The 24,436-nt window shown below is 71.3% G+C and carries 24 protein-coding genes and 2 pseudogenes; 6 read left to right on the top strand and 20 right to left on the bottom strand.

The features are described from left to right. Window positions 1-379 precede the first annotated feature (379 nt). From K1J60_RS39075 to K1J60_RS39115, 9 genes and pseudogenes are all read right to left on the bottom strand, one after another. Window positions 380-565, bottom strand: coding sequence for a hypothetical protein (locus K1J60_RS39075; RefSeq protein ID WP_220650338.1), 186 nt, complete (start codon window positions 563-565; stop codon window positions 380-382). Between the two features lie 505 nt (window positions 566-1,070). After that, a complete protein-coding gene (locus K1J60_RS39080; RefSeq protein WP_220650339.1) occupies window positions 1,071-1,682 on the bottom strand; it encodes a hypothetical protein in 612 nt (203 codons plus the stop codon). A gap of 273 nt (window positions 1,683-1,955) precedes the next feature. Beyond that, the gene (locus K1J60_RS39085; protein WP_220650340.1) at window positions 1,956-2,216 is read right to left on the bottom strand and encodes a hypothetical protein; all 261 of its coding nucleotides are present in this window, start codon (window positions 2,214-2,216) and stop codon (window positions 1,956-1,958) included. 778 nt (window positions 2,217-2,994) lie between these two features. Next, window positions 2,995-4,014, bottom strand: a complete 1,020-nt coding sequence (locus tag K1J60_RS39090) for a zinc-dependent alcohol dehydrogenase (RefSeq protein WP_220650341.1) — start codon at window positions 4,012-4,014, stop codon at window positions 2,995-2,997. Window positions 4,015-4,084: 70 nt separating this feature from the next. After that, complete coding sequence (locus K1J60_RS39095) at window positions 4,085-4,408, bottom strand: putative quinol monooxygenase (RefSeq protein ID WP_220650342.1); 324 nt, start codon at window positions 4,406-4,408, stop codon at window positions 4,085-4,087. A 148-nt stretch (window positions 4,409-4,556) separates the two neighbouring features. Beyond that, window positions 4,557-5,693 (bottom strand): annotated as a pseudogene (locus K1J60_RS39100) (serine hydrolase domain-containing protein). 2 nt (window positions 5,694-5,695) lie between these two features. Then, window positions 5,696-7,219, bottom strand: coding sequence for a flavin-containing monooxygenase (locus K1J60_RS39105; protein WP_220650343.1), 1,524 nt, complete (start codon window positions 7,217-7,219; stop codon window positions 5,696-5,698). A 56-nt stretch (window positions 7,220-7,275) separates the two neighbouring features. Next, window positions 7,276-8,319 (bottom strand): AraC family transcriptional regulator, encoded by a 1,044-nt coding sequence (locus K1J60_RS39110; protein ID WP_220650344.1) that lies wholly within the window; start codon window positions 8,317-8,319, stop codon window positions 7,276-7,278. Window positions 8,320-8,337: 18 nt separating this feature from the next. Beyond that, on the bottom strand, window positions 8,338-9,021 hold the full coding sequence (locus K1J60_RS39115) for a PaaI family thioesterase (protein WP_220650345.1): 684 nt from the start codon (window positions 9,019-9,021) through the stop codon (window positions 8,338-8,340). A 212-nt stretch (window positions 9,022-9,233) separates the two neighbouring features. On the opposite strand from K1J60_RS39115, the gene K1J60_RS39120 reads away from it, so the two are divergent. Then, window positions 9,234-9,818, top strand: a complete 585-nt coding sequence (locus K1J60_RS39120; protein WP_220650346.1) for a TetR/AcrR family transcriptional regulator — start codon at window positions 9,234-9,236, stop codon at window positions 9,816-9,818. A 144-nt stretch (window positions 9,819-9,962) separates the two neighbouring features. Further along, window positions 9,963-10,399 (top strand): annotated as a pseudogene (locus K1J60_RS46370) (protein kinase domain-containing protein); the annotation flags it as partial. 371 nt (window positions 10,400-10,770) lie between these two features. Here K1J60_RS46370 and K1J60_RS39125 read toward each other — a convergent pair. The 9 genes from K1J60_RS39125 to K1J60_RS39165 all read right to left on the bottom strand — a co-directional run bounded on the left by K1J60_RS39125 (window position 10,771) and on the right by K1J60_RS39165 (window position 18,387). Next, the gene (locus tag K1J60_RS39125) at window positions 10,771-11,637 is read right to left on the bottom strand and encodes a class III extradiol dioxygenase subunit beta (RefSeq protein WP_220651903.1); all 867 of its coding nucleotides are present in this window, start codon (window positions 11,635-11,637) and stop codon (window positions 10,771-10,773) included. Window position 11,638: 1 nt separating this feature from the next. Beyond that, the gene (locus tag K1J60_RS39130; RefSeq protein ID WP_220650347.1) at window positions 11,639-11,995 is read right to left on the bottom strand and encodes a protocatechuate 3,4-dioxygenase; all 357 of its coding nucleotides are present in this window, start codon (window positions 11,993-11,995) and stop codon (window positions 11,639-11,641) included. A 46-nt stretch (window positions 11,996-12,041) separates the two neighbouring features. Beyond that, window positions 12,042-12,794 (bottom strand): SDR family NAD(P)-dependent oxidoreductase, encoded by a 753-nt coding sequence (locus K1J60_RS39135; protein WP_220650348.1) that lies wholly within the window; start codon window positions 12,792-12,794, stop codon window positions 12,042-12,044. Then, window positions 12,791-13,072: a muconolactone Delta-isomerase family protein gene (locus K1J60_RS39140; RefSeq protein ID WP_220650349.1), complete on the bottom strand. Its 282-nt coding sequence runs from the start codon at window positions 13,070-13,072 to the stop codon at window positions 12,791-12,793. Before K1J60_RS39140 ends, K1J60_RS39135 begins: the two co-directional genes overlap by 4 nt. Window positions 13,073-13,095: 23 nt before the next feature. After that, window positions 13,096-13,797, bottom strand: coding sequence for an alpha/beta hydrolase (locus tag K1J60_RS39145; RefSeq protein WP_220650350.1), 702 nt, complete (start codon window positions 13,795-13,797; stop codon window positions 13,096-13,098). Continuing rightward, window positions 13,794-14,822: an aromatic ring-hydroxylating dioxygenase subunit alpha gene (locus K1J60_RS39150; RefSeq protein WP_220650351.1), complete on the bottom strand. Its 1,029-nt coding sequence runs from the start codon at window positions 14,820-14,822 to the stop codon at window positions 13,794-13,796. The genes K1J60_RS39145 and K1J60_RS39150 overlap by 4 nt, the downstream gene beginning before the upstream one ends. Window positions 14,823-14,909: 87 nt before the next feature. Further along, window positions 14,910-15,944, bottom strand: coding sequence for a PDR/VanB family oxidoreductase (locus K1J60_RS39155; RefSeq protein ID WP_220650352.1), 1,035 nt, complete (start codon window positions 15,942-15,944; stop codon window positions 14,910-14,912). Between the two features lie 106 nt (window positions 15,945-16,050). Then, entirely contained in the window at window positions 16,051-16,362 is a 312-nt protein-coding gene (locus K1J60_RS39160; RefSeq protein WP_259408103.1) for a hypothetical protein, read from the bottom strand. A 393-nt stretch (window positions 16,363-16,755) separates the two neighbouring features. Beyond that, window positions 16,756-18,387: an AMP-binding protein gene (locus K1J60_RS39165; protein ID WP_220650353.1), complete on the bottom strand. Its 1,632-nt coding sequence runs from the start codon at window positions 18,385-18,387 to the stop codon at window positions 16,756-16,758. Window positions 18,388-18,750: 363 nt separating this feature from the next. On the opposite strand from K1J60_RS39165, the gene K1J60_RS39170 reads away from it, so the two are divergent. The 4 genes from K1J60_RS39170 to K1J60_RS39185 all read left to right on the top strand — a co-directional run bounded on the left by K1J60_RS39170 (window position 18,751) and on the right by K1J60_RS39185 (window position 23,834). Next, window positions 18,751-20,367 (top strand): sensor histidine kinase, encoded by a 1,617-nt coding sequence (locus K1J60_RS39170; RefSeq protein WP_220650354.1) that lies wholly within the window; start codon window positions 18,751-18,753, stop codon window positions 20,365-20,367. A 26-nt stretch (window positions 20,368-20,393) separates the two neighbouring features. Beyond that, entirely contained in the window at window positions 20,394-21,035 is a 642-nt protein-coding gene (locus K1J60_RS39175) for a response regulator (RefSeq protein WP_220650355.1), read from the top strand. A 217-nt stretch (window positions 21,036-21,252) separates the two neighbouring features. Further along, window positions 21,253-22,164: an SDR family NAD(P)-dependent oxidoreductase gene (locus K1J60_RS39180; protein WP_220650356.1), complete on the top strand. Its 912-nt coding sequence runs from the start codon at window positions 21,253-21,255 to the stop codon at window positions 22,162-22,164. Window positions 22,165-22,349: 185 nt separating this feature from the next. After that, window positions 22,350-23,834 carry an aldehyde dehydrogenase family protein gene (locus K1J60_RS39185; RefSeq protein ID WP_220650357.1) on the top strand — a complete coding sequence of 495 codons (1,485 nt, stop codon included), beginning with the start codon at window positions 22,350-22,352 and terminating at the stop codon, window positions 23,832-23,834. A gap of 74 nt (window positions 23,835-23,908) precedes the next feature. On the opposite strand, the gene K1J60_RS39190 is transcribed toward K1J60_RS39185, so the two are convergent. Together K1J60_RS39190 and K1J60_RS39195 are read right to left on the bottom strand one after the other, a co-directional pair. Further along, the gene (locus K1J60_RS39190; protein ID WP_220650358.1) at window positions 23,909-24,067 is read right to left on the bottom strand and encodes a hypothetical protein; all 159 of its coding nucleotides are present in this window, start codon (window positions 24,065-24,067) and stop codon (window positions 23,909-23,911) included. A gap of 13 nt (window positions 24,068-24,080) precedes the next feature. Further along, on the bottom strand, window positions 24,081-24,389 hold the full coding sequence (locus K1J60_RS39195) for a hypothetical protein (RefSeq protein ID WP_220650359.1): 309 nt from the start codon (window positions 24,387-24,389) through the stop codon (window positions 24,081-24,083). Window positions 24,390-24,436: the final 47 nt, after the last annotated feature.

The following is a 24,436-nucleotide window of genomic DNA, read 5'->3' on the forward strand; positions in this document are numbered from 1 at the left end:
GGCCACGGTGACCTGCCGCGAGCCGCGAGCCGTCACCCGGTTACCCGGTCACCACGCCCTCGGCGCGTTACGGCGTGGAGAACAGACCGGGCCCGAGGACGAGGAGCGGTGGGAGCGAAGGCCGTTCGTGACCCGTAGGAAATCCAGCTTCTCCGCATCGGTGGAACCCGCGGCCACCGTGTAGACGACGAGGCGGACACCGCAGCCTGGGACGGTGAGCACATCGCAGTCGGAGCTGCCCGGCGGTCAGCGACCCCACCATGCCGGGGGCCGCTGAGTACAGATGGGTGTGGCGAGCATCGGATCCGGCAGGGACCAGGTCGAAGACGTGGGCGACGTCTTCCACCGCGTTCCGTGGGGGCTAGGCGGTGTCGCCCGGTCAGCGGATCCGGGGCAGGGCTTTGTCCGGGTGTGCGGCGTGTACGTACTTCACGGCGATACCGGGATGGATGTCGAAGAGGCGGACGAGGTGGACCGGATCGGTGGTCTCCCGGGCCTCGTCCAGGATGCGGTCGGCCCATACCTGCCGTGGCAGCAGCCCGATCTGGTCGAACGCGGCCCGCATCGCGCAATAGCTGATCTGCGGAGAGTCGGGGTGCCGGTAGGTCTGGTGGACTGGGGCCAGCGGCGGCGCTCGCGCAGCCAGTCGGCCGCCAGGTCGGTGCTCAGGTCGTCGAGGTAGACGAGGTGGATGCCCTCACCCCGGCGCACCGCCAGTGTCCGGCGGGCGAGGTCGGGGTCGGCCAGGTCGAGCCGGGCGACCTCCACGGCACGCACGGCGTGGATGGCCACCAGACCAACGATGAGGCGCGCGGCGGGACCATCCAGCCGGTCCAGGGCCCCGGCCAGTCGATCACTGGACAAGGGCCGCGGCAGGTGTACTCCAGCAGGCAACTGCAGCCCGGCCGTGGGGTTGAGGAAGATCAGCCGCTCCTGCGTCAGGGCCCGGAAAATACTACGCAGCACGCTGAGCAGCCCGCGAGCCACGTTGCCCTGATGGCGGGCGAGTTCGCTCGTGATGTGCTCTGCAGTGACCTGCCGCAGGTCCAGCCCGGCCGCCGTCCACGAAGTCAGGGTCGGCCAGGCGATGCGCAGGTAGCGACGGATACGCCGGAAGCGGCCGGGGTGTGCCGGTAGCGGCCTCGACCGCGCAGCACCCGCACCCTGGCGCTCAGCTCGTCGGCCATCGGAGCGGGAAGCTGAGCGATCCGCGTGTGCAGGGCCTTCTTGTCGTACCGGTCGCGCCGTCTCTGACTCACGTCCGGTACGTGCGGGAGTACTTGGTGCCGGACGTCGGTGAGCAGCTGCGCGGGTGTGTCGGAGAGTTCGTCCGCCTCCAGCAGCGCGTGCGCGTGGAGGAATGAGATCACGCGGCGGGTGGCGGCGGTGCCGGCCGCAACGGTACCGGCCAGGGAACGTACGTCCCGCTCGGGGATCGGGGCGTGCGGCCCCAGCCGGGCCAGCAGAGTATGCAAGACCACGGCCGCTCCGCCCGGCACGTTGCGTTTGTCGGCGAGCCAGGACTGCGGGTAGGCGGCGGTGAAGGTATCCGGCAGGTCCTGCGCCGGAGCCGTCAGTGGGGACAGCGGGGGCAGCGCGATGACGCGGGCGCGCTGCTTGCGCTGCCAGGTCCGCGGCATCGAGAACGGAGACAGCTGCCCCGGGCCTACCGGCATAGCCACCGTCTGTCCCTCCGGGAGGGCGTCGTGCGGGGCCGGGCGCGCGCACGAGAGGCTGGGCCGGACCGGTTGTGCACGACGAAGCCCAGCTCCCCGGCCCGTCGCTTGAGCTGGTGCGCGAGCGGACCGGCGAAGGCGAGTTGCGTGAAGGACACCGCCGCCGTCTCGGCGCCGACTTCGCGCACGTAGGTCAGGCAGGCGCGGCACATGCCCTCCTCCGTGTGCGGCGGCAGATCGTCCCGCCGGCATCTCGGACATCGGTCCACCCGGTAGCGCTCACGGTTGTTCCGCCATTCGCGACAGCCGCGGCATCGGGTTGCCGTAATGCCCCAGCACGCACAGTCCGCGCAGGACCGCACCGGCCAGGCCATCCGGGGGCGGGGCCGTGCGCGGCCTTAACATCCCTGCCTGGGTGAGCAGTTCGGCGGCGGCGGTTTTCAGCGGTAACCGCACCTGTTCGAGCATCTCCTGCGCGATCAGTTCCTCCCCCTCGGCATCCCGGATTGCCAGCGCACACCTGATCAGCCGCAGCACCATCTTCGGCCACGTCCCGGTCAGCCCCGTGTTCGCCGCCCGCTGCCCTGCGAGCGTCTGCAGGACCTCCTCCTCCAGCCACGTACGGCCACTGATCCGCCGTGCATCGCTCCGCTCCAGGCGCCGCCGGACCGGAGACAACGTCCTGCCCGCGCATCACCGCGGGACAGATCCTCGGGTCGTCGACGAGCTGCCGCGCCTCGCGCGGCCCCAGGTAGGGAGCAGCCGCGCCCCGGGGGCGCGGGAGGTTCCGGGCACCTTGCTGCCCCAGACCCAGCACGTAGACGTGCAGCTGGGTCGGCCCCGGGAAGACGGCACCGATGCCAGCCCGGATCTCCTCCCGCACCGCGATCACGCACGGCCGGTGAGGGATGGCTCGAACACAGGTCTCCTACCTGCTGACTTCACCCGATCGTGCCCCTGGTCCCCACTCAGGAACCCGTGCGTACTCCAGTTCACGTCACCTCGCCGACCTGCGGGTGCACGAGGGAAGCGGATCTCCCTGGCCGCATGTGAGGAGGGAGGCCTCGCTTTCGTGCCGTTCTTCCCGGTGGGCGGTGGCGGGGAACTCGACGACGAGCGGCTGGCCAAGGTCGCGGCCCGGCACGGCACGCGCCGACGAGATCACCTTCACCGCGCAGGAATGCCCACCCCCGTCTTCGGCGCACCGACCGAATCCGGCTCAGCTCCTCTCCGGCTCCGGCTCCGGCTCCGGCTCCGGCTCCGGCCTCCGCCCCGTGTCGGGGATCGGATGCCCGGGGAGCGGCCGCGCGCGACGAACTCAGCTGTCCAGGACGAAGATCGGCTTGTGGCCGGCGCGGTCGGAGGTCAGCACGTCGGGGATCTCGTTCCAGCCGTAGATGCCGCTGGTGACCAGCTCGGGGTGGAGTGTGCCGGCGGCCACCGCCTCCAGGGTCGGTGTCATGTTCGGCCTCGCGTGCCCCTTGCCGTTGTGGAAGTGGACTCCGCGCTGGTACAGCGCGAGCAGCGGGAGCTGGACCTCGTCGAAGTAGATGCCGACGCTGTTGACGTGGCCCTCGGGCATGACCGACAGCAGTGCCTTGCGCAGCCGCTCGGGGTCGCAGCTGGCGTCCACGGCGAGGTGGAAGTCCTTCTCCCGCTTGCCGTGGATGTCCTGCACCTCGGCGCCGAGTTGCTCGGCGACCTTCATCCTGACCGGGTCGTCGTCGTAGTAGACGGTACGGGCGCCCGCGCAGTGGACCGCCACGTCGGCCACGTACAGGCCGATGGAGCCGGTTCCTCCGAAGACCGCGATCTTCGGGTCGGTGATCCCGGCGACGGTCGGCATCACCGTCTCCCAGCCGAGCGCGAGATTGTCGCCGATGGAGGCCAGGTGCACGGGGTCGACCCCGGCGGGCAGCTTGGCGAGGTTGAAGTCCGCGTAGGGAACGCGGATGAGTTCGTCGAAGGTGCCGCCCCAGGCTCCGTTCACCGGGAGGCCGTACTGGGCGTCGCCGTGGACGAGGCAGCGGGCGGTGTGTCCGAGTGCGCACTGTGCGCAGCTACCGCACGCGATGTGCCACGCGACGCCGACGACGTCTCCGACCGTGACGTCGGTGCAGTCGGGGCCGACCTCGACCACCGTGCCCACGCACTCGTGGCCGAGCGGGAACGGGCCGAATCCGGAGAACGGCGTCCTGTCGGCGATGACATGGTGGTCGAGATCGCAGGTCGTGGCCGCGAGCGGGCGCACGAGCGCGTCCGTGCCCTCGACGAGGGTGGGGGCGTCGACCTCGTCGAAGCGCAGCTGTCCGGGCGCGACGAACATCAGGCTCTTCATGGGAAAACTCCTCGGTTGTCCGGGATGCCGGCCGGCCGGTCTCGCCTGTCGGCCCGCTCCCCGCGGTCGGTCAGACGGCTCCGGCGTCCGGATCTCCGGCGGAGATCGCGTCCAGGAAGACCATGTCCGGCGCTCCGGCCAGCGCCCGTGCCAGGGCGGCTCCGACCTCCCGCATCGCGGCACCCTTCATGTGCGCGCCCAGCGCCTCCTGGGAGGCCCACTTCTCGATCATGACGAACTCGCCGGTGGTGCCCGTCTTGCGGTGCAGCGCGTACCGCAGGCATCCGGGTTCGGCGTGCACCTTGGGCAGCGCCGCCGTCAACGTCTTCTCGACCAGATCTTCCTGGCCCGGCTTGGCGACCATCGTCGCCATCAGGACCACCGGCTCGGTCATGGGATACCTCTTTCTCGATATAACAGTCGTCATAATCATGGCGGATGTCGGAGCCGTTGTTCCACGGCGGCCGCCCGGGATCCGCGAGCCTTGCCCGCCGTGCCGTCCTCCCGTGGACGGGGCGGACGGCGAGCAGGCAGGCCCCCGTTTACTCCAGGGCCGCGAAAGCGGCCTTCACGTACTGGGCCGTGCGGCCCTGGCCGAGCAGCCCGGTGCCCATGTTGTTCATGACGTACGCGATCACTGCCCGGCGTTCGGTGTCGATCACGACCACCGATCCGCCCCATCCGGTCCAGAAGCAGATCCGTCCTTCCGGGAGATACGGCACGGCCGGGGACGGCAGCCCGAATCCGATGCCGAGACGCAGACGCATCCCCAGCACCAGGTCCGGTCCGTCGGTCTGCTGACGGAAGATCAGGTCGATGGTTCGCGGCGAGAGCAGCCGTACGCCGTCCAGCGTGCCGCCGCAGGCGACGACGGAGTGGATCCTGGCGAGCTACCGGGCGTTGCCGTGGCCGCCTGCCGCGCCGATCTCGGCGCGACGCCACTCGGGGCGCCACGACTCCTCGGCACCGCCCACCGGACCGGTGAGGGTCTTCATCGCCACACTGTTCGGATCGCCGCCGACGAGATCGCTCGACCGGTACGGCGGCGGCACGACATCGGCGACCCTGCCGAACTCGGAGTCGGGCAGACCGAGGTGGAAGTCGGCGCCGAGCGGACCGGCGATCTCCTCGGCGACGAACCGGCCCAGGGTGCGCCCGTCGATCCGCTGGACCAACTCGCCCACCAGATGACCGTAGTTGAGCAGGTGATAGCCGGACGCCGTGCCCGGCGGCCACCACGGCGCCTGCGCGGCGAGCCGGGCCGTCGACTCCGGCACGTCGAGGACGTCCGCGACCGTCACGGGCTTCTCCCACCCCGAGACGCCCGAGGTGTGCGACAGCAGGTGCCGGACCAGCACGCCTTCCTTGCCGCGCGCGGCGAATTCCGGCCAGTACCGGGCCACCGGGGCGTCCACGTCGAGCAGTCCGCGCTCGACCAGCATGAGCGCCGCCAGGGAGGTGACCGTCTTCGTGCACGACCACACATTGGTGATCGTGTCGCGCCGCCACGGCGCCGTACGGCCCTGGTCGGCCCATCCGCCCCACAGGTCGACCACCGGCTCCCCGTCGACCGTGACCACGATCGAGGCACCGAGTTCGTCGCCCGCGTCGAGATTCCCGGACAGCCGCGCGGCCACCTCCGCGAAGCGCCCGTCGCACACTCCGTCCAGATCCGCCACGGTCAGCCTCCCGTCCGGACGTCGTCGCCGGCCGGACGCACCGCCGCGCGGGGCACGCCGCGCAACTCGCGGCGCAGGCTCGCGCGCGCGATGTCGGCCACGTCCAGCAGATAGGTCTGGCGCATCCGCCACGGGGCGCGGTGGCCCTGCCGGGGGAAGCTCTGGACGCCCCGTTGGACGTACCCGGACGCCAGCTCGACCATGGGCCGTTCGCGGACGCCGGGCTCCGCGGCCGCCGTGACCGCCGCGAGGTCCGCGCGGCGCATGTGGTTGAGGACGCGGCACACCAGCCGCGCGGTGAGATCGGCCCGCATCGTCCAGGAGAGGTTGACGTAGCCGAAGCAGAGGGCGAAGTTCGGCACGTCGCTGAGCATGGCGCCCCGCCACAGCAGGTGACGCGCGGGGTCGACCGGCTCGCCGTCGAGGCTCACCGCGATGTGGCCGAACGCCAGCATGCGCAGCCCGGTCGCGGTCACCACGATGTCGGCCGGCAGCACCCGGCCCGACCGCAAGCGGATCCCCTCGGCGACGAAGCTCTCGATGTGATCGGTGACCACGTCGACCTCCTCGCGCTGGATCGCCTTGAAGAGGTCCGCGTCCGCCGTGATGCACACCCTCTGGTCCCACGGCGCGTACGGCGGGGTGAAGTGCTCCCGTACCGTGTCCTCGCCGATCCGACGCGCGGCGGCCCTGGTCAGCAGCGTCCGCGCCCGGTCGGGGAAGCGTCGGCAGTAGTGGTAGAAGCCGTTGGAGTAGGCGGCGTTGCGTGCCCTGATGACCCGGTGCGCCGGTCCGGCGGGCAGCCGGCGCCGGACCCTGGCGGCGAACCGGTCCCGCCGCGGCAACGCGCTGATCCAGGTCGGGGTGCGCTGCAGCATGGTCACCTTTGCCGCGTCACGTGCCATCGCGGGGACCACCGTGATCGCGGTCGCGCCGCTGCCGATCACGACGACGCGCTTGCCGGTGTGGTCGAGTCCGTCCGGCCAGAACTGCGGCTCGACCACCGTGCCGGCGAAGGACTCGACGCCCGGGAACCGCGGGTCGTGCCCGCGCTCGTAGTCGTAGTAGCCGGTGCACAGGTAGAGGAACGAGCAGGTCACGGTGGACCGCCGCGGCCCGTCCGCGCCGGCGCCCTGCTCGACGGTGACGGTCCAACGGGCCGTCGCGCCGGACCAGTCGGCCGCGACCACCTTCGTGGAGCAGTGGATGTGGCGGTCGATGTCGAACCGCTCCACCGTGCGCCGGAGGTAGTCGAGGATCTCGTCCCCGTCGGCCATGGAGTTGTCGCCGGTCCACGGCTGGAACGGAAAGCTGAGCGTGTAGATGTCGGAGTCGGCGCGGACGCCCGGATACCGGAACAGATCCCACGTCCCGCCCAGGGACTCGCGGGACTCCACCACGGCGTACGACCGATCGGGACACCGCGACCGCACCCGGTACGCGGCATCGATACCGGAGATCCCCGCCCCGACGATCAGGACGTCGACATGGCCGGGCAGCGGGACGGGGTGCGGGGAGTGGGTCATGGCACCCGAGTATGGAAGCGCTCAGAGGGCTCCGCTTAACCCTGGGCGACAGAAATTTACCTCTGCGCGACACGCGCTGCGGCGGACATACGCCCGGCGTCACGACGAACCTGCGTCGGCGTCCTGCCGAACCAACGGCGCGCGGCACGGGTCAGTGCCGCCTGTCCGGCCAGCTCCACCGACGACGCGACCTGCGAGAGCGGCATGTCGCTCCGCGTCAGCAACCGGTGTGCCGCGTTCTTGCGGACGTCGTCGAGGATCGCCTGGAACGAGGTGCCCTCCTGCGCCAGTCGCCGCTGCAACGTGCGTGGATGCATGTGCAGCCACTGCGCGACCAGATCGATCCGCGCCGGCACCGTACCGAGCGCGCCGCTGATCGCCGATCGCACCATGGCCGTGACGCTCTCGCGAGGATCGGTGTAGTGCGCCTCCAGGTACTCCACGACCATGCGGCGCAGTTCGGGATCGACCGGGGTCGACATCGGCTGGGCGAAGAGCTTCGTCGGCACCCGCAGCAGGGCGCGGCCGGTGTCGAACCGGACCGGCGCCCCGAAGAAGTCGGTGTACACCGACTCGTCGGTCAGCGGCGGGTGGGGCAGGTAGACCCCGAGCAGTTCGTATCCCCCGCTCATCGTGACGAGGTTGCGGTGCAGCAGCCCCAGACCCGCGTCGATCGTCTGCGGCTCGTACGGGATGTCCGGATGCAGCATCCGGTACTCGACCGCCCCCACGCCCGCATAGTGTTCGGGATCCCGTTCACGCCGCAGACGAATGCCCTGGTTGTGCACGAACAGGAATCGTGACGCGCAGTCCAGCCCCTCGCCGACCGTGTCGCAGTTCTCGACCGCGAGGGCCAGCGGCCCGAGCATCGACATGTCCTGGTACGCCGCCAGACGCAGGCCGAAATCCGGACAGTCCAGCTTCTTCGTGGCCGTGCGCAGGATCCGCCCGGCCGTCACCGTCGGCAACAGCCCGTGCTCGGAATCCAGATCACCGGGCGAAACGCCGAACTCGGCCAACAGCGCCGTTCCGTCGCCACCGAGATCATCGATCAGCCGATCGATGCCGCGGATCGCGGCCGCCCGGATCTCCATCTGCATGCGTGAACCGCCAGTGGCCTACTGCGCGTTGTCGAGGATCGGGAAAAGGGCGCGTGCGACGTCCGGGTCCGGTGCGACAAAGATGCCGTCCGCCTCCACGAGCACGGTGGACGGGGCCTCTTCCGTGGCGATCGAGCCCTTCGTGTAGATCTTGCGGTCGTCGGTCGCCGTGACGTGGGCGCGTACCCGCAAGGGGGTTTCCAGGGGAACCGGTCCCCGATAGCGCGTCTGGAGTGAGATGGTCATGCCCGGTCTGCCGGCGGCGGCGCATGCCCAGCCCATCAGTTCGTCGAGGAGCATGGCGCTGATGCCGCCGTGTCCGTAGCCGGGTGGTCCTTCATGGGCGATGCCGAGGAGGCACCGACCCACGACGCCGCCTTCGTACGGAGCCACCCGCATCGGCGGGGCCATCGGGCTGCCGGGACCGGTGACGGGGCTGTACATCCGTACCCCGCCCGGGAATTCGTCCACCTCCGGGATGTCCGCCGGTGAGCGGCGGCGGCCGATGAGCTGTCCGGTGAGGGCTCGGACGCCGTCCGCCAGGCGCTGCGTGGTTTCCGGGGAGGCCTCGGTGCGGACGGTCGCATCGACGAGCAGGCGCAACTCGTGGCCGAGAGCGGCGATCGCTTCTCGCTGGTGCTTCAGGTTCTCGGCTGCCGGATCCTGCGGGGTGCGGCTTGAGGCGGAGAGAGGCGAGTTCATCAGGTGTCTCTGTGTGGTGAGGGTCGTCCTCGGCGGTGGTCCGGGCGCCTTCGGCGTTCGACAGGGCGGTTTCACGCCCGGGTGCGGAGGGAGACGGTGTCGAGACCGCCTTCCCGGCGTGGCGGCATGGGCGCGAGGTTCCTGTGACGATCGCCGAGGACGCGGATCACGGTAGACTATGACGAACGTTATAGCCAGAGGGGACGTAGCAGATGCCCAAGAGCAGCGCGCCGTCGCGCGATCGGATCGTGGCCGGTGCCGCCGACATGATCAGTCGGCGTGGTCTGAGCGCCACGAGCATCCGGGAGATGGCCAAGCACGCCAAGGCGCCGCTCGGCTCGACCTATCACTACTTCCCCCAGGGCAAGCAGCAGTTGGCCACGGAAGCCGTCCGCTACACCGGCGACTGGGTGGCCCGGAGCCTGCGCAGAGAGCTGGAGGCGGGGCCCGCCGCAGGCCTGAGTGCCTTTCTCGACCTGTGGCGCAGGATCGTCGTGGAGAGCGACTTCCATGCCGGATGCCCCGTCCTGGCGGTCGCCATCGAGGAGCCCCCGGCCGACGAGGTCCCGCCCGCCTTGGCGGCCGCGGCCGAGGTCTTCGAGCTGTGGGAGACCCTGTTGGCCGCCTCCCTGCGGGAGCACGGTGCCGAAACCGAGCAGGCCGCGCAGCTCGCGACACTCGTCGTCGCCGCGGTCGAGGGGACGGTGGCCATGTGCCGCGCCAAGCGCAGCACCCAGCCCCTCGACCACACCGCCGAACAGCTCCAGTCCCTCATCGCCGCCGCCACCAGGGCGTGACCGACCCGGATCCGCGGCGGCGACGCTGAGTGCATTCATGTGCTATTGAGCGTGTCCGTACCCGGGCATACTGAGGACGCCCCCCGCCCCCGCCCCCGCCCCCGCCCCCGCAGCCGGGTGGCAGGGGGAGGGGCCGTGACCGCCATGCGGATCGGGCCGTACGTGGTCGAGCGTGAACTCGGCTCCGGCGGGATGGGGACCGTGTATCTCGCACGGTCGCGTGGCGGACGTGCTGTCGCCGTGAAGGTGGCACGCCCCGAGCCGGCCGTCGATCCCGCCTTCCGGGCCCGTTTCCGCGTGGAGATCGAAGCGGCGCGCCGGGTCGGCGGCTTCCATACGGCACCGGTTGTGGACGCCGAACCGGACGGCGCGCCTCCCTCCCTGGCCGGCGACCGCGTACGTTCCCGGACCCACCCTCGCTGCCCGGCCGGCGACCGACGGGCCCATGGAGGAGGGAACGGTGAGGCAGCTCGGGGCCGCACTCGCGGAGGCTCTGCGGGCCATCCACGCGTGCGGACTCGTCCACCGCGACCTGAAGCCGGGCAACATCGTCATGGCCGCCGCCGACCGCAGCCGCGTCGTGGTGGACGAGGAGGGTGTCCTGCTCCAGGCCGACACCACCGAGATCGAGTTCTCATGGGCGGAGATCGGCGCCGTGACCACGACCGTCACGGGTCTCGGCCGGATCCTCGGAGTGACCGTGCGGACGTACGAGGGCGAGTCCTGCTCCGTGGATGTCAGGGCCCCCGACCGGCGTCTCCGCAGGGCGTGGTCGCTCCGGATGGACCGGGTCCTCGCACGCCATCTCGACGGCTGGGGCCGGAGGTGGCAGGGATCGGGCCCACCGCGACTGCGCGTACGCCCGGCCAGGCCGTGGCACCGTCCCCACACCGCCCTCACGCTGGAGTCCCGCACGCTGCTGCCGCAGGGTGACGACTCTCCGGCCGTGGCCTCAGGCAGTGGCCGAGCGTTCCGACGAGACGGGGCTCAGATTCTCGAACAGCACCATCCCGGCCGCCGTGTTGGAGGCGGGCACGTGGTAGGCATCGTGCACGCGGCGGATTCGTGGCCCGAGGGCGCCGCGCATGATCAGCCACATGATGAGCTCGATGCCCTCCGAACCGGCCTCGCGGATGTAGTCCTCCCGGGTCAGCGCTGCCAGCTTCTCCGGGTCGTGCTCGATGGCGTCGAGGTACATCCGGTCGAAGTCCTGGTTGATCAACCCGGCGCGGGCGCCCGCGAGTTGGTGGGACATGCCGCCGGTGCCGAAGACAGCGACCTTGAGGTCCTCGGGGAAGGAACGGATCGCCTCGCCGAGGGCCTTTCCCAGGGCCAGGCACCGGGCCGCCGTGGGCTGCGGGTACTGGATGACATTGACCAGGACGGGGACGACGGCGCACGGCCAGCTCTCCCCGGGGTCGGGGCAGTACACCGACAGCGGCACGGTCAGACCGTGGTCCACGGCGAGGTCCTGGAACACCGTGATGTCGAAGGAGGAGTCGATCAGGCTTTCGACGAGGTGGTCGGAGAACTCCGGTGCGCCGACGACGGTCGGGACCGGGCGGCTGCCCCATCCTTCGTCCGCCACCTCGTACGAGGCCGCCGCGCCGATCGCGAAGGTCGGTGTGACGGACAGGTCGACGGCGTTGGCGTGGTCGTTGTAGACGACCACGGCCACGTCCGGCGTGTGCCGGGCCATCCACTCCCGGGCCGGCGCGTACCCGTCGAACAGCGGTTTCCAGTACGGGTCCGCGGTCTTCCCGCGGTCCATCGCCGCGCCGATCGACGGCACGTGCGAGGTCGCCAGACCCCACGTCACCTCAGCCAAAGCTCCGCCCTCCCGCTTCCAGTGCCTGAGCGAACTCCTCGGTGGTCATGCCGGTGAACACGCCCCCGAGGTACTGCATGGACTTCTGGTCCAGCACCGCGAGTTTGAAGACGTAGAAGATGGAGCCGCCCAGCTCCAGCATCCGCGTCCAGTCCCGGCCCAGGACCGCCTCGCGCTGCTCGGCCGTGAGTCCGTACGCCTCGCAGTACGCCCCCTCGTCCGCGCTGAATCTCACGCGGTTGTCGGCGTCCTTCAACGAGCCGCAGAGCCGGTTCAGCGCCCACCCTCGACGGTTGTCGGCGGTGTCGAAGACGTAGGTACCCGTGATGTGGGGTGTGCGGGTCGACATGGTCCTTCCTCTCCCTCCCCTTCCGCTGTCGTTTCCGGGCGGCCGGTCAGTGCAGCAGTCCACCGCCGTCGCAGACGAGCGTCTGACCGGTGACCATGGCCGCGTCCGGCGAGGCCAGATAGGAGACGAGCCCCGCGAAGTGCTCCGGGGTGACGTACTCCCGGATCGCCTGCTGCCGCATGGTCGCGGCGAAGACCTCGTCGCCGGAGTGGGCCCTGGTGCCGGGGGTGGCGACCTGGGCAGGGGCCACCGCGTTGACGGTGATCCCGTGCTCGCCCAGTTCTCGCGCCATCACCCGCGTCATGCCGATCAGCGCGCCCTTGCTGGCGACGTAGGCGAGCTGGCCCGGTGAGCCGGTGAAGAAGGTGCGGGAGGCGACATTGATCACCCGACCCCGGTGTGCGCTCTTGACCAGCCACGGCACGCACGCCTGCACCATGAGCAGCGGGCCGACGGCGTTGACGGCGAAGAAGCGGTGCAGTTCCTGCGGAGTGGCCTCCAGCAGACCGCTCCGGCCGGACAGCAGGCCCGCGTTGTTGACCAGGACGTCCACGCCGCCGTAGGTCTCCGCGATCTCCTCGACGGTACGGCGCGTGGCGGCCGGGTCACTGACGTCACAACGCCAGGCCCGTACGCCGGTGATCCCCGCCCCGTCGCCGGACCCCGCCGTGTCGTCCGGTTCGGTGATGTCCAGGGCGGCGACGGTGCACCCGTCGGCGGCCAGCCGGCGCACGATGGGCCCGCCGAGCCCGCCCGCCGCGCCCGTGACCACCGCGACCCGAGCGCTCCGCGTGGTCACGGTGCCTTCTCCTGCGGATGGGTGGCCAGGGCCTCCACGGTGATGTCCATCCACTTCCACATCGGCAGGGACACCAGTGCGTCGTGCAGCTCCGCCGGGTCGGCCGCCTCGTACAGCCCGATGGTCGCGTTGCGGCCGGGGACCCGCCACAGCCGTTTGAGGATCCCGGCCTCGCGGAGTTCCTGTGCCCGTGCGCGCTCGCCCTTGCGCAGGCTCTCACGGACGTCGTCGGGGGTGTCGGGGGGCAGGGTGTTCTCGGTGCGGACGAGGAATTCCATGTGGTGTCCTGCCTTTCAGGGCTTCAGGCCAGATCCAGCAACACGTCGGCCAGTTCACCGGGGGCGGTGACCATGGCCTCGTGACCGGTGGCGATCTCGTGGACCGGCCAGCCCCGGGCGGCGGCGCGCTCGGCGTGCGGGGTGAACACCCGCATCCAGTCGGTGCATTCGACGAAGACACCGGGCACCTGGTCGGCCTTGCCGGTCAGCCTCAACGGCTCGGTGTAGGTCAGCCACGGGTGCGGGGACAGCCGGGGCCCGAGCCAGTCCAGGTCCGACTGTTCCTCCACACCCAGAACGCTCAGTGAGCGTACCGGGATGAGCCAGCCGAAGCCGGGCCCGGCCACGGACTCCCGGTAGTGCCCGGCGACGGTGGCGGGCAGCAGGTCGATCGCCGCGTCCCCGTCGGCACCGACGAAGGCGTCGAGGTAGAGCCGCCTGGACAGCCGCTCCGGAACGCGGTCCGCGACCCCGGTGACGACCTGACCGGCGTAGCTGTGCCCGACGAGCACGACGTCCCGCAGGTCGTGGGCCTCGATCAGGGCCACGACGTCCTGGATGTGCGTCGCCAGGCCCACTTGGGGACTGAGCAGGTGGGCACGGTCGCTCACCCCGGTGAGGGTGGGGGCGTGCACCTCGTGCCCGGCGGCGCGCAGTCTCGGGGCCACGCGCTGCCACACCCATCCGCCGTGCCAGGCTCCGTGCAGGAGGACGAAGACGCTCATGCCGGAACGTTCCCTCGCTGTTCGCGGGCCAGCATCTTCGCCAGCGCCCGGCGTCCGCGCAGGGCGGCCAGATCGGAGCGGATGCTGGACTCGGCGGTGCCGCCCGGGTCCGTGGCGTACATCAACTCCTGGGCCTCCAGGGCGTCGACGTCCTCCTGCATCACCGCGAGCTGCTGCTTGTGCTGGAACTCGGTGAGGTCCTCGTCGTCGATGAGGTAGTCGCGGGCCAGGGCGTAGAAATCGTGGGTCTCGTTGCCGAGCGCGGGCGTCATGCCGTACAGCACCTTCATGTGGAAGCCCTCCGGTTCCTCGGTGCCGGTGGCCGCGACGCGGATGTGGAGGACGAAGATGCCGGGCGGGTGGAACTCGCCGTCCTGCCAGCGGTCCACCGGTGAGGTCAGTCCGCAGGACTTCTCGTAGAACGGCGGGGCCTCGATGCCGACCATGCGACGGCTGAAGCCGACCCGGTCGCCGTCCACGGTGACGTCGATCGGCGTGGCGGCGACGGCCGCGTTGCCGATGCTCGTCGGGTGCAGGAAGGTCTCGTGCGTGAGGTCGAGCAGGTTCTCCACCAGCAGAAGATGGCGCGCCTTCAGCGGTACGACGCCGTGTACGTGGGTCCAGCGCGGGTCGGTCAGCCACGAGGTGTCGGGCAGCAGGCTCGCGTCGGCCAGGTCGGCCTCGCCGGGCCAGATCCAGATGGCGCCGTCCTTCTCGACCAGCGGGAAGCGGCGCAGGGCGGCCTTGGGCCGGTCGGCCTGCTCGGCGACGCCGACGCACACGCCCTGCCCGTCGAAGCGGTAACCGTGGTAGTCGCACTGGAGGGTGCCCTCGTCGTCCAAGTGGCCCAGGGACAGCGGGTACTTGCGGTGGGGGCAGCGGTCCTCGACGGCGGTCACGCTGCCATCGGGCAGCCGGTAGAAGCAGACCGGGATGTCCGTGATCCAGCGGCGGGTGAGCGTCCGGCCGATCTCGTCGGACCAGGCTCCCAGGTACCAGCCGTTGCGCACGTGTGAGGAGAGCATGAGGGCAACGCCTTTCTCTTCGAAGTCTTCTTCGGGCGGCGGGTCGAGGCGCAGGAGTCAGAGGCCCAGATGTCAGAGGCCCAGGAGTCAGAGGTCCAGGACGAGGCGGCCGCCGCGGGCGCGGGAGACGCAGATCAGCATGGTGTCGCCGGCGGCCCGCTCGTCATCGGTGAGCAGGGAGTCCCGGTGGTCGATCTCGCCCGCCAGGACGGCGGTCTCGCAGGAGCCGCAAATGCCCTCCTCGCAGGAGGACATGACCGGTGCGCCCGCCGCTGCCACGGCCCCGAGCACCGACTGTCCCGGCCGCACGGTGAGCGTCACCCCGGACGAGCGCAGCTCCACCTCGAACGGCTCGTCGCCCTCGCCGTCACCCGGGTGCTGCCCCGGCGTCGCGGCGAACCGCTCCACGTGGAGCGATCCCGCCGGCCAGGTGGCGCAGTGGGCCTCGACCGCGTCGATCAGACCGGCCGGGCCGCAGCAGTACACCAGGGCGGAGGGATCGGGTTCGCCGAGGTGGCCGGCGAGGTCCAGCAGGCCGTACTCGTCCTGCGGCCGTACGGTCACGCGCTCGCCGTAGCCCGCCAGCTCGGACAGGAACGCCATCGACGCCCGGCTCCGACCCCCGTAGAGCAGGGACCATTCGGCCCCCGCCGCGTAGGCCTCGCCGATCATCGGCAGCAGTGGGGTGATGCCGATGCCGCCGGCGACGAACAGGTACCGCGAGGCCTTCCGCAGGGGGAAGTTGTTGCGCGGGCCGCGTATCCGCAGCTCGCTCCCCTCGCGGACCTCGTCGTGGATCCACTGCGATCCGCCGCGTCCGGCGGGCTCCCGCAGCACCGCGATGCGCCAGCAGTCGGTGACGGCCGTCGGACCGCACAGCGAGTACTGGCGGACGGTGCCCGTGGGGAGGACGACGTCGATGTGTGCGCCCGGCTGCCAGCGCGGCAGCGGTACGCCGTCGCGCGGTGCGAGCACCAGGGACGTGACGCCGTCCGCCGCCGGCTTGCGGGACAGCACGGTGACTGTGCCGTCGTACTCGGTGTCGCGTGGCGCCGGGGTGGTCGTGGCCGCGGCCGTCCCGAGCGGGAGCGCGGCCAGGGCGGCGGTCGACGGGCTCGTCATGCGTGTCAGCTCCTCGGCACGGTCGGTGGCGCGGTGGCACCTTCGACGCTAATGGTGGGGAATGCGCAGGTCATCGCGCTAATGACCGGACCCGGACGGAGAAAGGTCACGACCCGACTACGTCATTCGTCGCGCTTGACGGTCTTCCGGCCGTGCCGGGCGGGGCCTGGTCGAGGTGGATGTGCAACGGGTGGTCCGTGCCCCACAGGGCTTCCACCACGGTGTGCAGATGCTCCGCGTCGACCCGCCACAGGGGCTCGCCGTAACGGTCGTCCCGCGTGACGCCGTCCGACGGGACGGCGTCGGCCAGCAGCCGCCGGTGACCGGCGGCGCGGTCCGGGGCGTCCGATGCCCGCGTGAACTCGACGAACAGGGAGGTGCCGCGGAAGGGCACCCAGATGTGCGTGGCCGCGGTCATGCCGGCGTCCCCGTGGTCTGGGGCGGCGCGGCGCCGTCGGAGGGTCGGGACGTTGCGGGGGTCATGGGGGCTCCTTGGATCGGACGGGCCCGGGCGGACCGGGATGGCCCGGGCGGACCGGGATGGCCCGGGCGGACCCGGATGGCCGGGATGACCGAACGGATCGGCGTGCCGACGGGACGGTCGGCGTGGGCCGGGATGTCGGCGATCTCGCGTGCCGGTGGCGGACCGCCGAGTCGCGGGCCCGCGGACCCGACAGAAGCGGGTCCGGTAAGAGGTTCGGCTCACCGAGCGGATCACCGCCGGCGGCCCGGGGCGCCCGGTCAGACGTCATCGGTTATGTCGGCCCTGGGCCCCGTCGTCCTGCAACGGCCCGTCGTCCTGCAACGGCCGTCAGACTCCCGCCGAACCGGCCTTCTGGGCCGTCCTCCTGGCCCAGGCGACTTCGAGCTTGCCCGTCGGCGTACGGGGCAGGACGTCCGTCAGCACGACGGACCGCGGGACCTTGTAACCGGCGAGGCTGCGCCGGACCCAGTCGCGCAGTTCCTCGCCGGTGGCGGTGGCGGCCGGTCCGACCGCGACGACGGCAGCCACCCGCTCGCCCCAGGTCTCGTCGGGGACACCGACGACGACGCAGTCCTTCACCTCGGGGTGCGTCAGCAGCACGTCCTCGACTTCCTGCGGGTGCACCTTCTCCCCGCCGGTGTTGATCACGCCCGAGCCGCGCCCGAGGAACCTGATCGCGCCGTCGGCCTCGATCTGGGCGAGATCGCCGGGGATGGCGTACCGCACCCCGTCGATGGTGCGGAACGTCCGGGCGCTCTTCCCGGTGTCCTTGTAGTAGCCGAGCGGCATGGGACCGCAGTAGGCGAGGATCCCGGTCTCCCCGCTGCCGGGTTCGACGAAACGGTCACCCTCGCCGATCACCCTGGTCGCGGGCACCGGACGGAACCGGGCCGGCAGCTCCCGTACCGACGAGGTGACCGCCAGGGCGAAGGGGCCGCCCTCGCTGGAGGCGATGGCGTCGAGGACCGTGACGTCGGCGCGTTCGTGCAGCGCCTTCTTCAGCCGGTCGTCGAGAGCGGTGCCGGAGCTGAGGACCGTGCGCAGGGAACGCAGGTCGTACGGTGTGCCGGTGCCTTCGGCGCGCACCAGTTCGTCGACGAGCGGTCGGCAGACGGCGTTGCCCGCGACGAGCAGGGTGTCGATCTCGCGCTCGGCGAGCGTCTGCCAGACATGGACCGGATCCAGTCCGCCCTGCCGTGCCATGACCGCCCGGCCGCCCACCAGCAGGGTGCCCATGGTGTTGAACAGACCGGTGGCGTGCATCAGAGGAACCACCGGCATGGTGGTGGGCGCTCTGCCTTCGTGGTGGGCGGCGACCGCGGTCGCCGCCCATTCGTCGAGCGTCTTCGGCAGTTCGGTGACGCCCGCCTGGCGGAGGATCGGGATGGAGTGGAGCAGGTCGCTCAGCTGCCACATCACACCCTTCGGCTTGCCCGTGGTGCCGCCGGTGTACATGAAGAGCCGGTCCGAGCCGGGCCGGGGCCGGGCCGCGCGGGGCGGGTGCGTCGCGAGCAGCTCTTCCAACTCGGGCACCGCGGGCCCGGCCGGGCCTTCGGCGGGCGGATCCCCCGCCCGCACGAGCAGCTTCAACGTCCGTACGTGTGCGGCGGCGTGCGTGACCCGGTCCGCCAGGGCGCCACTGAAGACGAGCGCCGCCGCGTCCGCGTCCGTGAGCAGCTCGGACAACTCCTCGCCGGTGTAACGGTAGTTGGCGTTCGCCGGCACGGCGCCGAGCTTGAACGCCGCGAAGACCGTCTCCAGATACGCGGCCCCGTTGTACAGGTAGCAGGCCACCGTGTCGCCGGCCCGCACCCCGGCGACCTCCAGCGCGGCGGCCAGCCGTGACGCACGCTCGTCGAACTCCCGGTAGGTCAGCTCGCGGCCGGGCTCGGCGATGGCGACGGCATCGGGCAGGGCGCGGGAGACCGCCTCCCAGATCGTGCCGATGGACACGTCCATTCCTCAGACCTCCTCGTCCTCGGGGATCGGACACCAGGGCGGCGCGGGCCCGGACCGGCCGTGCGGCCGAGCCCGTCCCACGAACCTCGCCGGATCCGGTCCGGGGGAGAGGAACGGGATCCGACGAGGTGGATCCCCAGGCTAGGCGGGTGCCGTCGGAGGGGGGAACGCGAGCAATGACCGAACCCGCTCGGCGCTTCGACAGGCGATGAACAGGTCAAATGACGTAGCACCGCCGTCGGCGCACCGGGCTACGATGCTGCCGTCGGCCGTATCCCGACGCCTCCACCAGTCCCTTCCGCCAGTCCATGCGCCCCGCCCCCCCGTGGGATCCGTCGCACGCAGCTGATGAGGAGATAGGCCATGTCCGCTGCACGGCGCGTCGCGTGGGAAGACGTGGCCCAGGCGACGGTGGACGGCCTCGCGGTGGTGGACTGCGCCGGCTGCTTCGTCCAGCTGAACCCCGCGGCCGTCGCGCTGTGCGGGGAACGTCGGGAGGCCGATCTGATCGGTGTCCCCGCTCCGTTCGCTCTCATGACGAAACCCACCGCCTGCCCGGGCCTGCTGGAGGACCAGTCGGACGAGCAGGTGGCCTACTGGGTCACCGGCTCCGGGACGCGCCGCGAGTTCGCCTACCGGGCCCGCAACCTGCCCGCCGACCCGAGCCTGAAGGTCGTGTCGTTCCGCGACGTGACGGACGAGGAGCACCGCTACCGCAGGGTCGCGGCCATCGCCCGCACCTCCGTCTCCCTGGCCTCCGAGGGATCACTGGGCTCGACCCTCGACGCCGTCGCCCGGCAGATCGTCCGGACCGACGGACTGGCCGGGGTGCAGATCCTGATCCTGGACAGCACGGGCCGGGAACTGCGGCTGATGGGCTCCGCCGGGCTACGACGCTCGGACACGTTCCTCGACCGTCTGCTGGAGTGCCGCGACCGGGGCGCCCGGCTGGTCATGCTCGACACCCTGAAAGAACGAGAACCGATCGTCGTCCCCCACCGATGGGCGGAGATCCGCTCGGACCCGGCCTGGGAACCGCTGCACGACTACCTCGGCGAACTGGCCTGGGACTCCTTCGTCAGCGTGCCGCTGACGGTGCGCGGCCGCGCCGAAGGCGTGCTGAACGCGTACTTCGCGCCGGGCCAGGAGGTCGGCACACGCACGCTGGAGTTCCTCGCCGCCATGGCCGAACAGGCCGCCCTCGCCGTCGACTACGCCACGCTGCTGCAGCGCGAACGCGACGGAGCCCGGCAGGACGAACGCCAGCGGCTGGCCCGTGATCTGCACGACTCGATCGTCCAGCAGGTGTTCTCCATCGGCATGCAGGCCAACGCGGTGGGAGTACTCGGGACGCGCGGCGTACCGGTGCCCGCCGAGGCCGTCCAGCACTTCGCGGACGAGATCGGAACGCTCTCGCGGACCGTGCTCGCCGACCTGAGGGCCATGGTGCACGAACTGCGCCCGTCCTCCACCGCCGACCTCGGTCTGGAGGAGACGGTGCACACGCTCGTCAAGAGCACCGAGAACCGGACCGGTCTGGACTTCCGGCTCCGGCTCGGGCGAGGACTGGACTCGATCGACCCCGAACTCGCCGAGGACGCCTACCGGATCATCGCGGAGGCCATCCACAACGTGGTCAAACACGCGGAGGCCACCCTTGCCACCGTCCGCCTCGGTGTCCACGGCCACACCCTCACCGCGAGCGTCTCCGACAACGGCCGCGGACTGCGGGACGCGGGCGGACGCCCGGTTCCCCCGGACGGCGACCGGGGCGTCGGTGCAGGGAGAGACGGGGAGGGCTACGGACTGACGACCATGCGGGAAAGGGCGGAACGATGGGGCGGCACCATGAGGATCAGATCGCGCGCGCCGAGGGGTACGACCGTGCGCGTGGTCATACCCCTGCCCGTACAGGTGCCGGACTCGTCCCCCGAGGACCCGGACAGCTCCGCGAACACCCCGCTGACGGTGCGGCTCTGAGCGGCGGGGCGCCCCGGCCGACCAGGGTGCTGATCGTGGACGACCACGCCGTCGTACGCCGTGGCATCCGCGCCTACCTGGAAGTCCTGGACGACATGGAGGTCGCCGCGGAAGCGGCCGACGGGCAGGAGGCGCTCGCCCGGCTGGACGCGATGGCGGCCCATGGCGAGCTGCCGGACGTGGTGCTGATCGACCTGCTCATGCCCAGGATGGACGGCTCCACCGCGATCGGGCTGATCAAGGAGCAGCACCCCGGGGTACGGGTCGTGGTGCTCACCAGTTTCGGCGAGATGGAGCGCGTCCACGCCGCCCTCGCGCAGGGGGCCGAGGGTTATCTGCTCAAGGACGCGGATGCCGGCGAGGTGGTCTCCGCGATCCGCGCGGCGGCAGGGGGAGAGGTCTTCCTCGATCCCGCGGTGGCCCGGGGGCTCACCCAGAAGATCGTGGCGCCACCGACCGGGCTCGCCGCGCTCACCGGCCGCGAGCGTGATGTCCTCGTCCTCGTCGCCGAGGGGCGGTCCAACCAGCAGATCGCCGACGAGCTGGTGATCAGCGAGCGCACGGCCCGTACGCACGTGAGCAACGTGCTGCGCAAACTCCGGCTCACGTCACGTACCCAGGCGGCGCTGTTCGCCGTACGGCAGGGACTGGTACCGCCGCGCGGCTGAGCGCCGAGCCGTGCGTGTCGCCGAGTGCCGAGCGGTGCGCATCGGCGACGACCGGAAGGACCGCCGCGGTGAGCGACGCCTCCGAGCGCGACACTTGTCCCGGTTCCGCCGGGACACAGGACGGCAGCGGAAACCGTCATCGGGCAGATCCTTCGCGGCCCGGAGCCTGTCAGGCTCGGGGAAAAGCCCTACCGATCTCCCTGTTCAGGAGGACAACATGCTCGACGGCCGAGTCGCCATCGTCACGGGTGCGGGCCGCGGCCTCGGGCGGTCCTACGCCCGTGCGCTGGCGGCAGCGGGTGCCGCTGTCGTCGTGAACGACCTCGACGCCGACGTGGCCGCCGAAACAGTCGACGCGATCACCGCGGCGGGAGGCACGGCCGTCGCCCATGTCGGCGCGGTCGGCAGCTCCGAGTTCGCCGACGCTCTGGTCGAGCGTGCCGTCGCCGAGTTCGGCCGCCTCGACGTGATGATCACCAACGCCGGCGCGTTGCGGGACAGGACCCTGCGCAACGTCACCGACGAGGACTTCGACCTCGTCGTCACCAGTCATCTGCGCGGAACGTTCACCTGCGGCCGGGCCGCGGCGGCCCGCTTCCGCGAGCAGGGCGACGGCGGCCGGCTCATCCTCGTGGGGTCACCCGCGGGACAGCGCGCCAGCTTCGGCCAGACCGCCTATTCGGCCGCCAAGGGCGCGATCGTCGCGATGACCCGTACCTGGGCTCTCGAACTCGGGAAGATCGACGTCACCGTCAACGCCGTCGTGCCGACCGCCCTGACCCGCATGGTCGCGACCATGCCCCGCGTCGGTGACCTCGTGGCGAAGGCGGACGCGGGCGAGCCGATTCCCGAGGGAGTCCGCCGCCAGGGGCTGGGCTCGCCGGACGATGTCGCCCCGCTGATCGTGTACCTGGCGTCGAAGGAGTCGGGCCATGTCACCGGGCAGGCCGTCGCCGCCGGAGGCGACCGGATCGCCCTGTGGACGCACCCCGCCGAGGTCGCGACACAGCTCCGGCCGGGCGGCTGGACCACCGATGCGGTGAGCGAGCTCTTCGCCGACGCGTACGCGAACCGACTGCAGGAGTTCCGGCCCACCCCGCTCGACCTCGAAGCCATCGAGAGCATCTGACCGTACGCCACGACCGGAACACCACCGCGAAACGGGCCCGTGCCGCGTCGGCACGTGCCCGGCGGACGGTCCGCAGCAGCAGGGGCGCGGGTCCGCCGTCCGGCCGCGCACGCACACCACCGCCAGGCGAGACCTCACCCGCCAGGAGCATCCGCCAGGAGAGACATCACCACCAGGAGAGCCGCATGTCCCAAGAGGTTGGTACCAGACCAGAGGAACCACCGGCCGCCACGGTGCGGACCGGACTGCTGATCGACGGCAAGACCGTCGAGACCGACAGCCACACCGCAGTCCACGATCCCGCCGCCCCGGACCGGATCGTCGGCTACGCCGCCGCGGCGACACAGGAGCAGGCCCGCGCGGCGGTCGCCGCCGCCGACGCCGCCTTCCCCGGCTGGGCCGGCATGCCCGCCCGGCGGCGCGCGGAGATCATCGAGCAGGCGCTCGGCCCGCTCGACGACAGCGCGGCCGACCGTGCGGCCCTGATGACCCGCGAGAACGGGAAGATCTCATTCGAGAGCCAGGTGGAGATGGGGGTGTTCGTCGCACGTACGCGGGCGGCGCTCGACCTGGTCGACACCCTGGACCGGGTGCGGCACCTCGCCGGTCCGCCGCTGGACTCACGGATCCATCAACTGCCCATGGGCGTGGTCACCGTCATCGTGCCGTTCAACTGGCCGATCGCGATCCTCGGAGCGAGCCTGCCGTACGCGCTGCTCGCCGGGAACACCGCCGTCGTCAAGCCTCCGCCCACCGTGCCGCTGGCGTTGGTGCACACCCTGGAGCGGTTCGCCGCGGGACTCCCGGCAGGCGTGCTGAACGTCGTCACCGGCGACAACGACGCGGTCGCCCCGGTGCTCACCGATCCGCGGGTGCGGAAGATCGTGTTCACCGGCAGCACCGCCGCCGGCCGGACCATCATGGCCGCCGCCGCGCGGAGTCTGGCCTCGGTGACGCTGGAACTCGGCGGCAACGATCCCGCGATCGTCCTGGACGACGCCGACCTGTCCGAGGAGCACATCGGCCGCCTGGCACAGGGCGCGTTCCTGACGAGTGGGCAGGTCTGCATGGCGGTCAAGCGGGTGTACGTCCACAGGTCGCGCTACGAGGAACTCGTCGCCAAGCTGTCCGCCTCCCTCGACACCCACCGTGTGGGACCGGGCTCCGACCCCGCCTCGACCATGGGTCCGCTCAACAGCGCGGCCCAGCGCGGGAAGGTGCTCGCCATGCTGGCCGAGGCGGCCGACGCCGGGGCCGAGATCCGCGAACTGGGCACGCTGCAGGAGGGTGTCGCGTCCTCCGGCGGCCACTTCCTGCGCCCCGCGCTCGTCCTCGACCCCGAGCCGGGCCTGCGGATCGTCACCGAGGAGCAGTTCGGCCCCGCCTTGCCGATCCTGCCGTTCGACGACCTCGACCCCGTGGTGGACCACGTCAACAACGACTGGTCGGGGCTGTGCTCCTCGGTCTGGAGCGCCGACCCGGTTCGTGCCTCCGCCGTCGCGGAGCGTCTGCGCACCGGCACCACATGGGTCAACCACGCCAACGCCGTCGTGTGTGACGACCGGGCCCCCTTCGGCGGTTTCCGGCAGAGCGGCATCGGACGTGAGATGGGTCAGGACGGCCTGCTCACCTTCACCGAGGCGCACACCGTCACGGTCCCGGGCGGCTGAGCCCCGCCTCCTGTCGTCCTCCTCCCGGCTGTGCCCCGGAACGCGTCGGCGTCCGGGGCACACTCAGGTCGCGATCACCCGGTGACCGACCGTGGGACGAGCGGTACGCGGACGGCGTCGTACGGCGTGTCGGCGTCCCGGACCGGAGCGCTGAAACGTGAGTTGGGCAGGTGGAGACGGCCCCGGTGCACGGCGGCGGTGGTGGACAGGTCGAAACGGTCGTCCCTGATCACCCCGTTCGCGGTGTCACGCGTTCCGACCGGTTCGGTCGGATGACGTCCACCTGTTCGGCGTCGGCTGGACCACGTGGAGAGTGCGGCCGACGAGCGCCGGCGCGTCGCCGTCGGTGACGAGCAGGCCGCTGCCGTCGGGAGTGCGGGCGATGCCGTTGGCGGTGAAGCCGGACCGCACCCAGTCACCGCCGAGCTCGATCGTCTCGGGCTCGCCGAGACGGCCACGCCGCCCCAGCGGCAGTCGGTGGAGCCGCGCCGAAGGACTCGGTGAACCAGGCGGCGTCCTCGGTGAGCACGACATCTTGACGAAGCCGCCGGTCACGCCGCCAGATCGACCCGGTAGACCCCGCCGTTCGCGATCGAACCGAA

Source organism: Streptomyces akebiae, assembly GCF_019599145.1.
Lineage (GTDB): Bacteria > Actinomycetota > Actinomycetes > Streptomycetales > Streptomycetaceae > Streptomyces > Streptomyces akebiae.

Excerpts from the sequence above, each read along its gene's own strand:
- K1J60_RS39110 (WP_220650344.1), bottom strand. The coding sequence starts at position 8,319 with ATGCAGATGGAGATCCGGGCGGCCGCGATCCGCGGCATCGATCGGCTG.
- K1J60_RS39185 (WP_220650357.1), top strand. The coding sequence starts at position 22,350 with ATGTCCCAAGAGGTTGGTACCAGACCAGAGGAACCACCGGCCGCCACG.
- K1J60_RS39160 (WP_259408103.1), bottom strand. The coding sequence starts at position 16,362 with ATGACCGCGGCCACGCACATCTGGGTGCCCTTCCGCGGCACCTCCCTG.
- K1J60_RS39150 (WP_220650351.1), bottom strand. The coding sequence starts at position 14,822 with ATGCTCTCCTCACACGTGCGCAACGGCTGGTACCTGGGAGCCTGGTCC.
- K1J60_RS39170 (WP_220650354.1), top strand. The coding sequence starts at position 18,751 with ATGTCCGCTGCACGGCGCGTCGCGTGGGAAGACGTGGCCCAGGCGACG.
- K1J60_RS39130 (WP_220650347.1), bottom strand. The coding sequence starts at position 11,995 with ATGTCGACCCGCACACCCCACATCACGGGTACCTACGTCTTCGACACC.
- K1J60_RS39120 (WP_220650346.1), top strand. The coding sequence starts at position 9,234 with ATGCCCAAGAGCAGCGCGCCGTCGCGCGATCGGATCGTGGCCGGTGCC.
- K1J60_RS39075 (WP_220650338.1), bottom strand. The coding sequence starts at position 565 with ATGCGGGCCGCGTTCGACCAGATCGGGCTGCTGCCACGGCAGGTATGG.
- K1J60_RS39105 (WP_220650343.1), bottom strand. The coding sequence starts at position 7,219 with ATGACCCACTCCCCGCACCCCGTCCCGCTGCCCGGCCATGTCGACGTC.
- K1J60_RS39155 (WP_220650352.1), bottom strand. The coding sequence starts at position 15,944 with ATGACGAGCCCGTCGACCGCCGCCCTGGCCGCGCTCCCGCTCGGGACG.
- K1J60_RS39085 (WP_220650340.1), bottom strand. The coding sequence starts at position 2,216 with ATGGTGCTGCGGCTGATCAGGTGTGCGCTGGCAATCCGGGATGCCGAG.
- K1J60_RS39095 (WP_220650342.1), bottom strand. The coding sequence starts at position 4,408 with ATGACCGAGCCGGTGGTCCTGATGGCGACGATGGTCGCCAAGCCGGGC.
- K1J60_RS39140 (WP_220650349.1), bottom strand. The coding sequence starts at position 13,072 with ATGGAATTCCTCGTCCGCACCGAGAACACCCTGCCCCCCGACACCCCC.
- K1J60_RS39145 (WP_220650350.1), bottom strand. The coding sequence starts at position 13,797 with ATGAGCGTCTTCGTCCTCCTGCACGGAGCCTGGCACGGCGGATGGGTG.
- K1J60_RS39115 (WP_220650345.1), bottom strand. The coding sequence starts at position 9,021 with ATGAACTCGCCTCTCTCCGCCTCAAGCCGCACCCCGCAGGATCCGGCA.
- K1J60_RS39165 (WP_220650353.1), bottom strand. The coding sequence starts at position 18,387 with ATGGACGTGTCCATCGGCACGATCTGGGAGGCGGTCTCCCGCGCCCTG.
- K1J60_RS39180 (WP_220650356.1), top strand. The coding sequence starts at position 21,253 with ATGCTCGACGGCCGAGTCGCCATCGTCACGGGTGCGGGCCGCGGCCTC.
- K1J60_RS39090 (WP_220650341.1), bottom strand. The coding sequence starts at position 4,014 with ATGAAGAGCCTGATGTTCGTCGCGCCCGGACAGCTGCGCTTCGACGAG.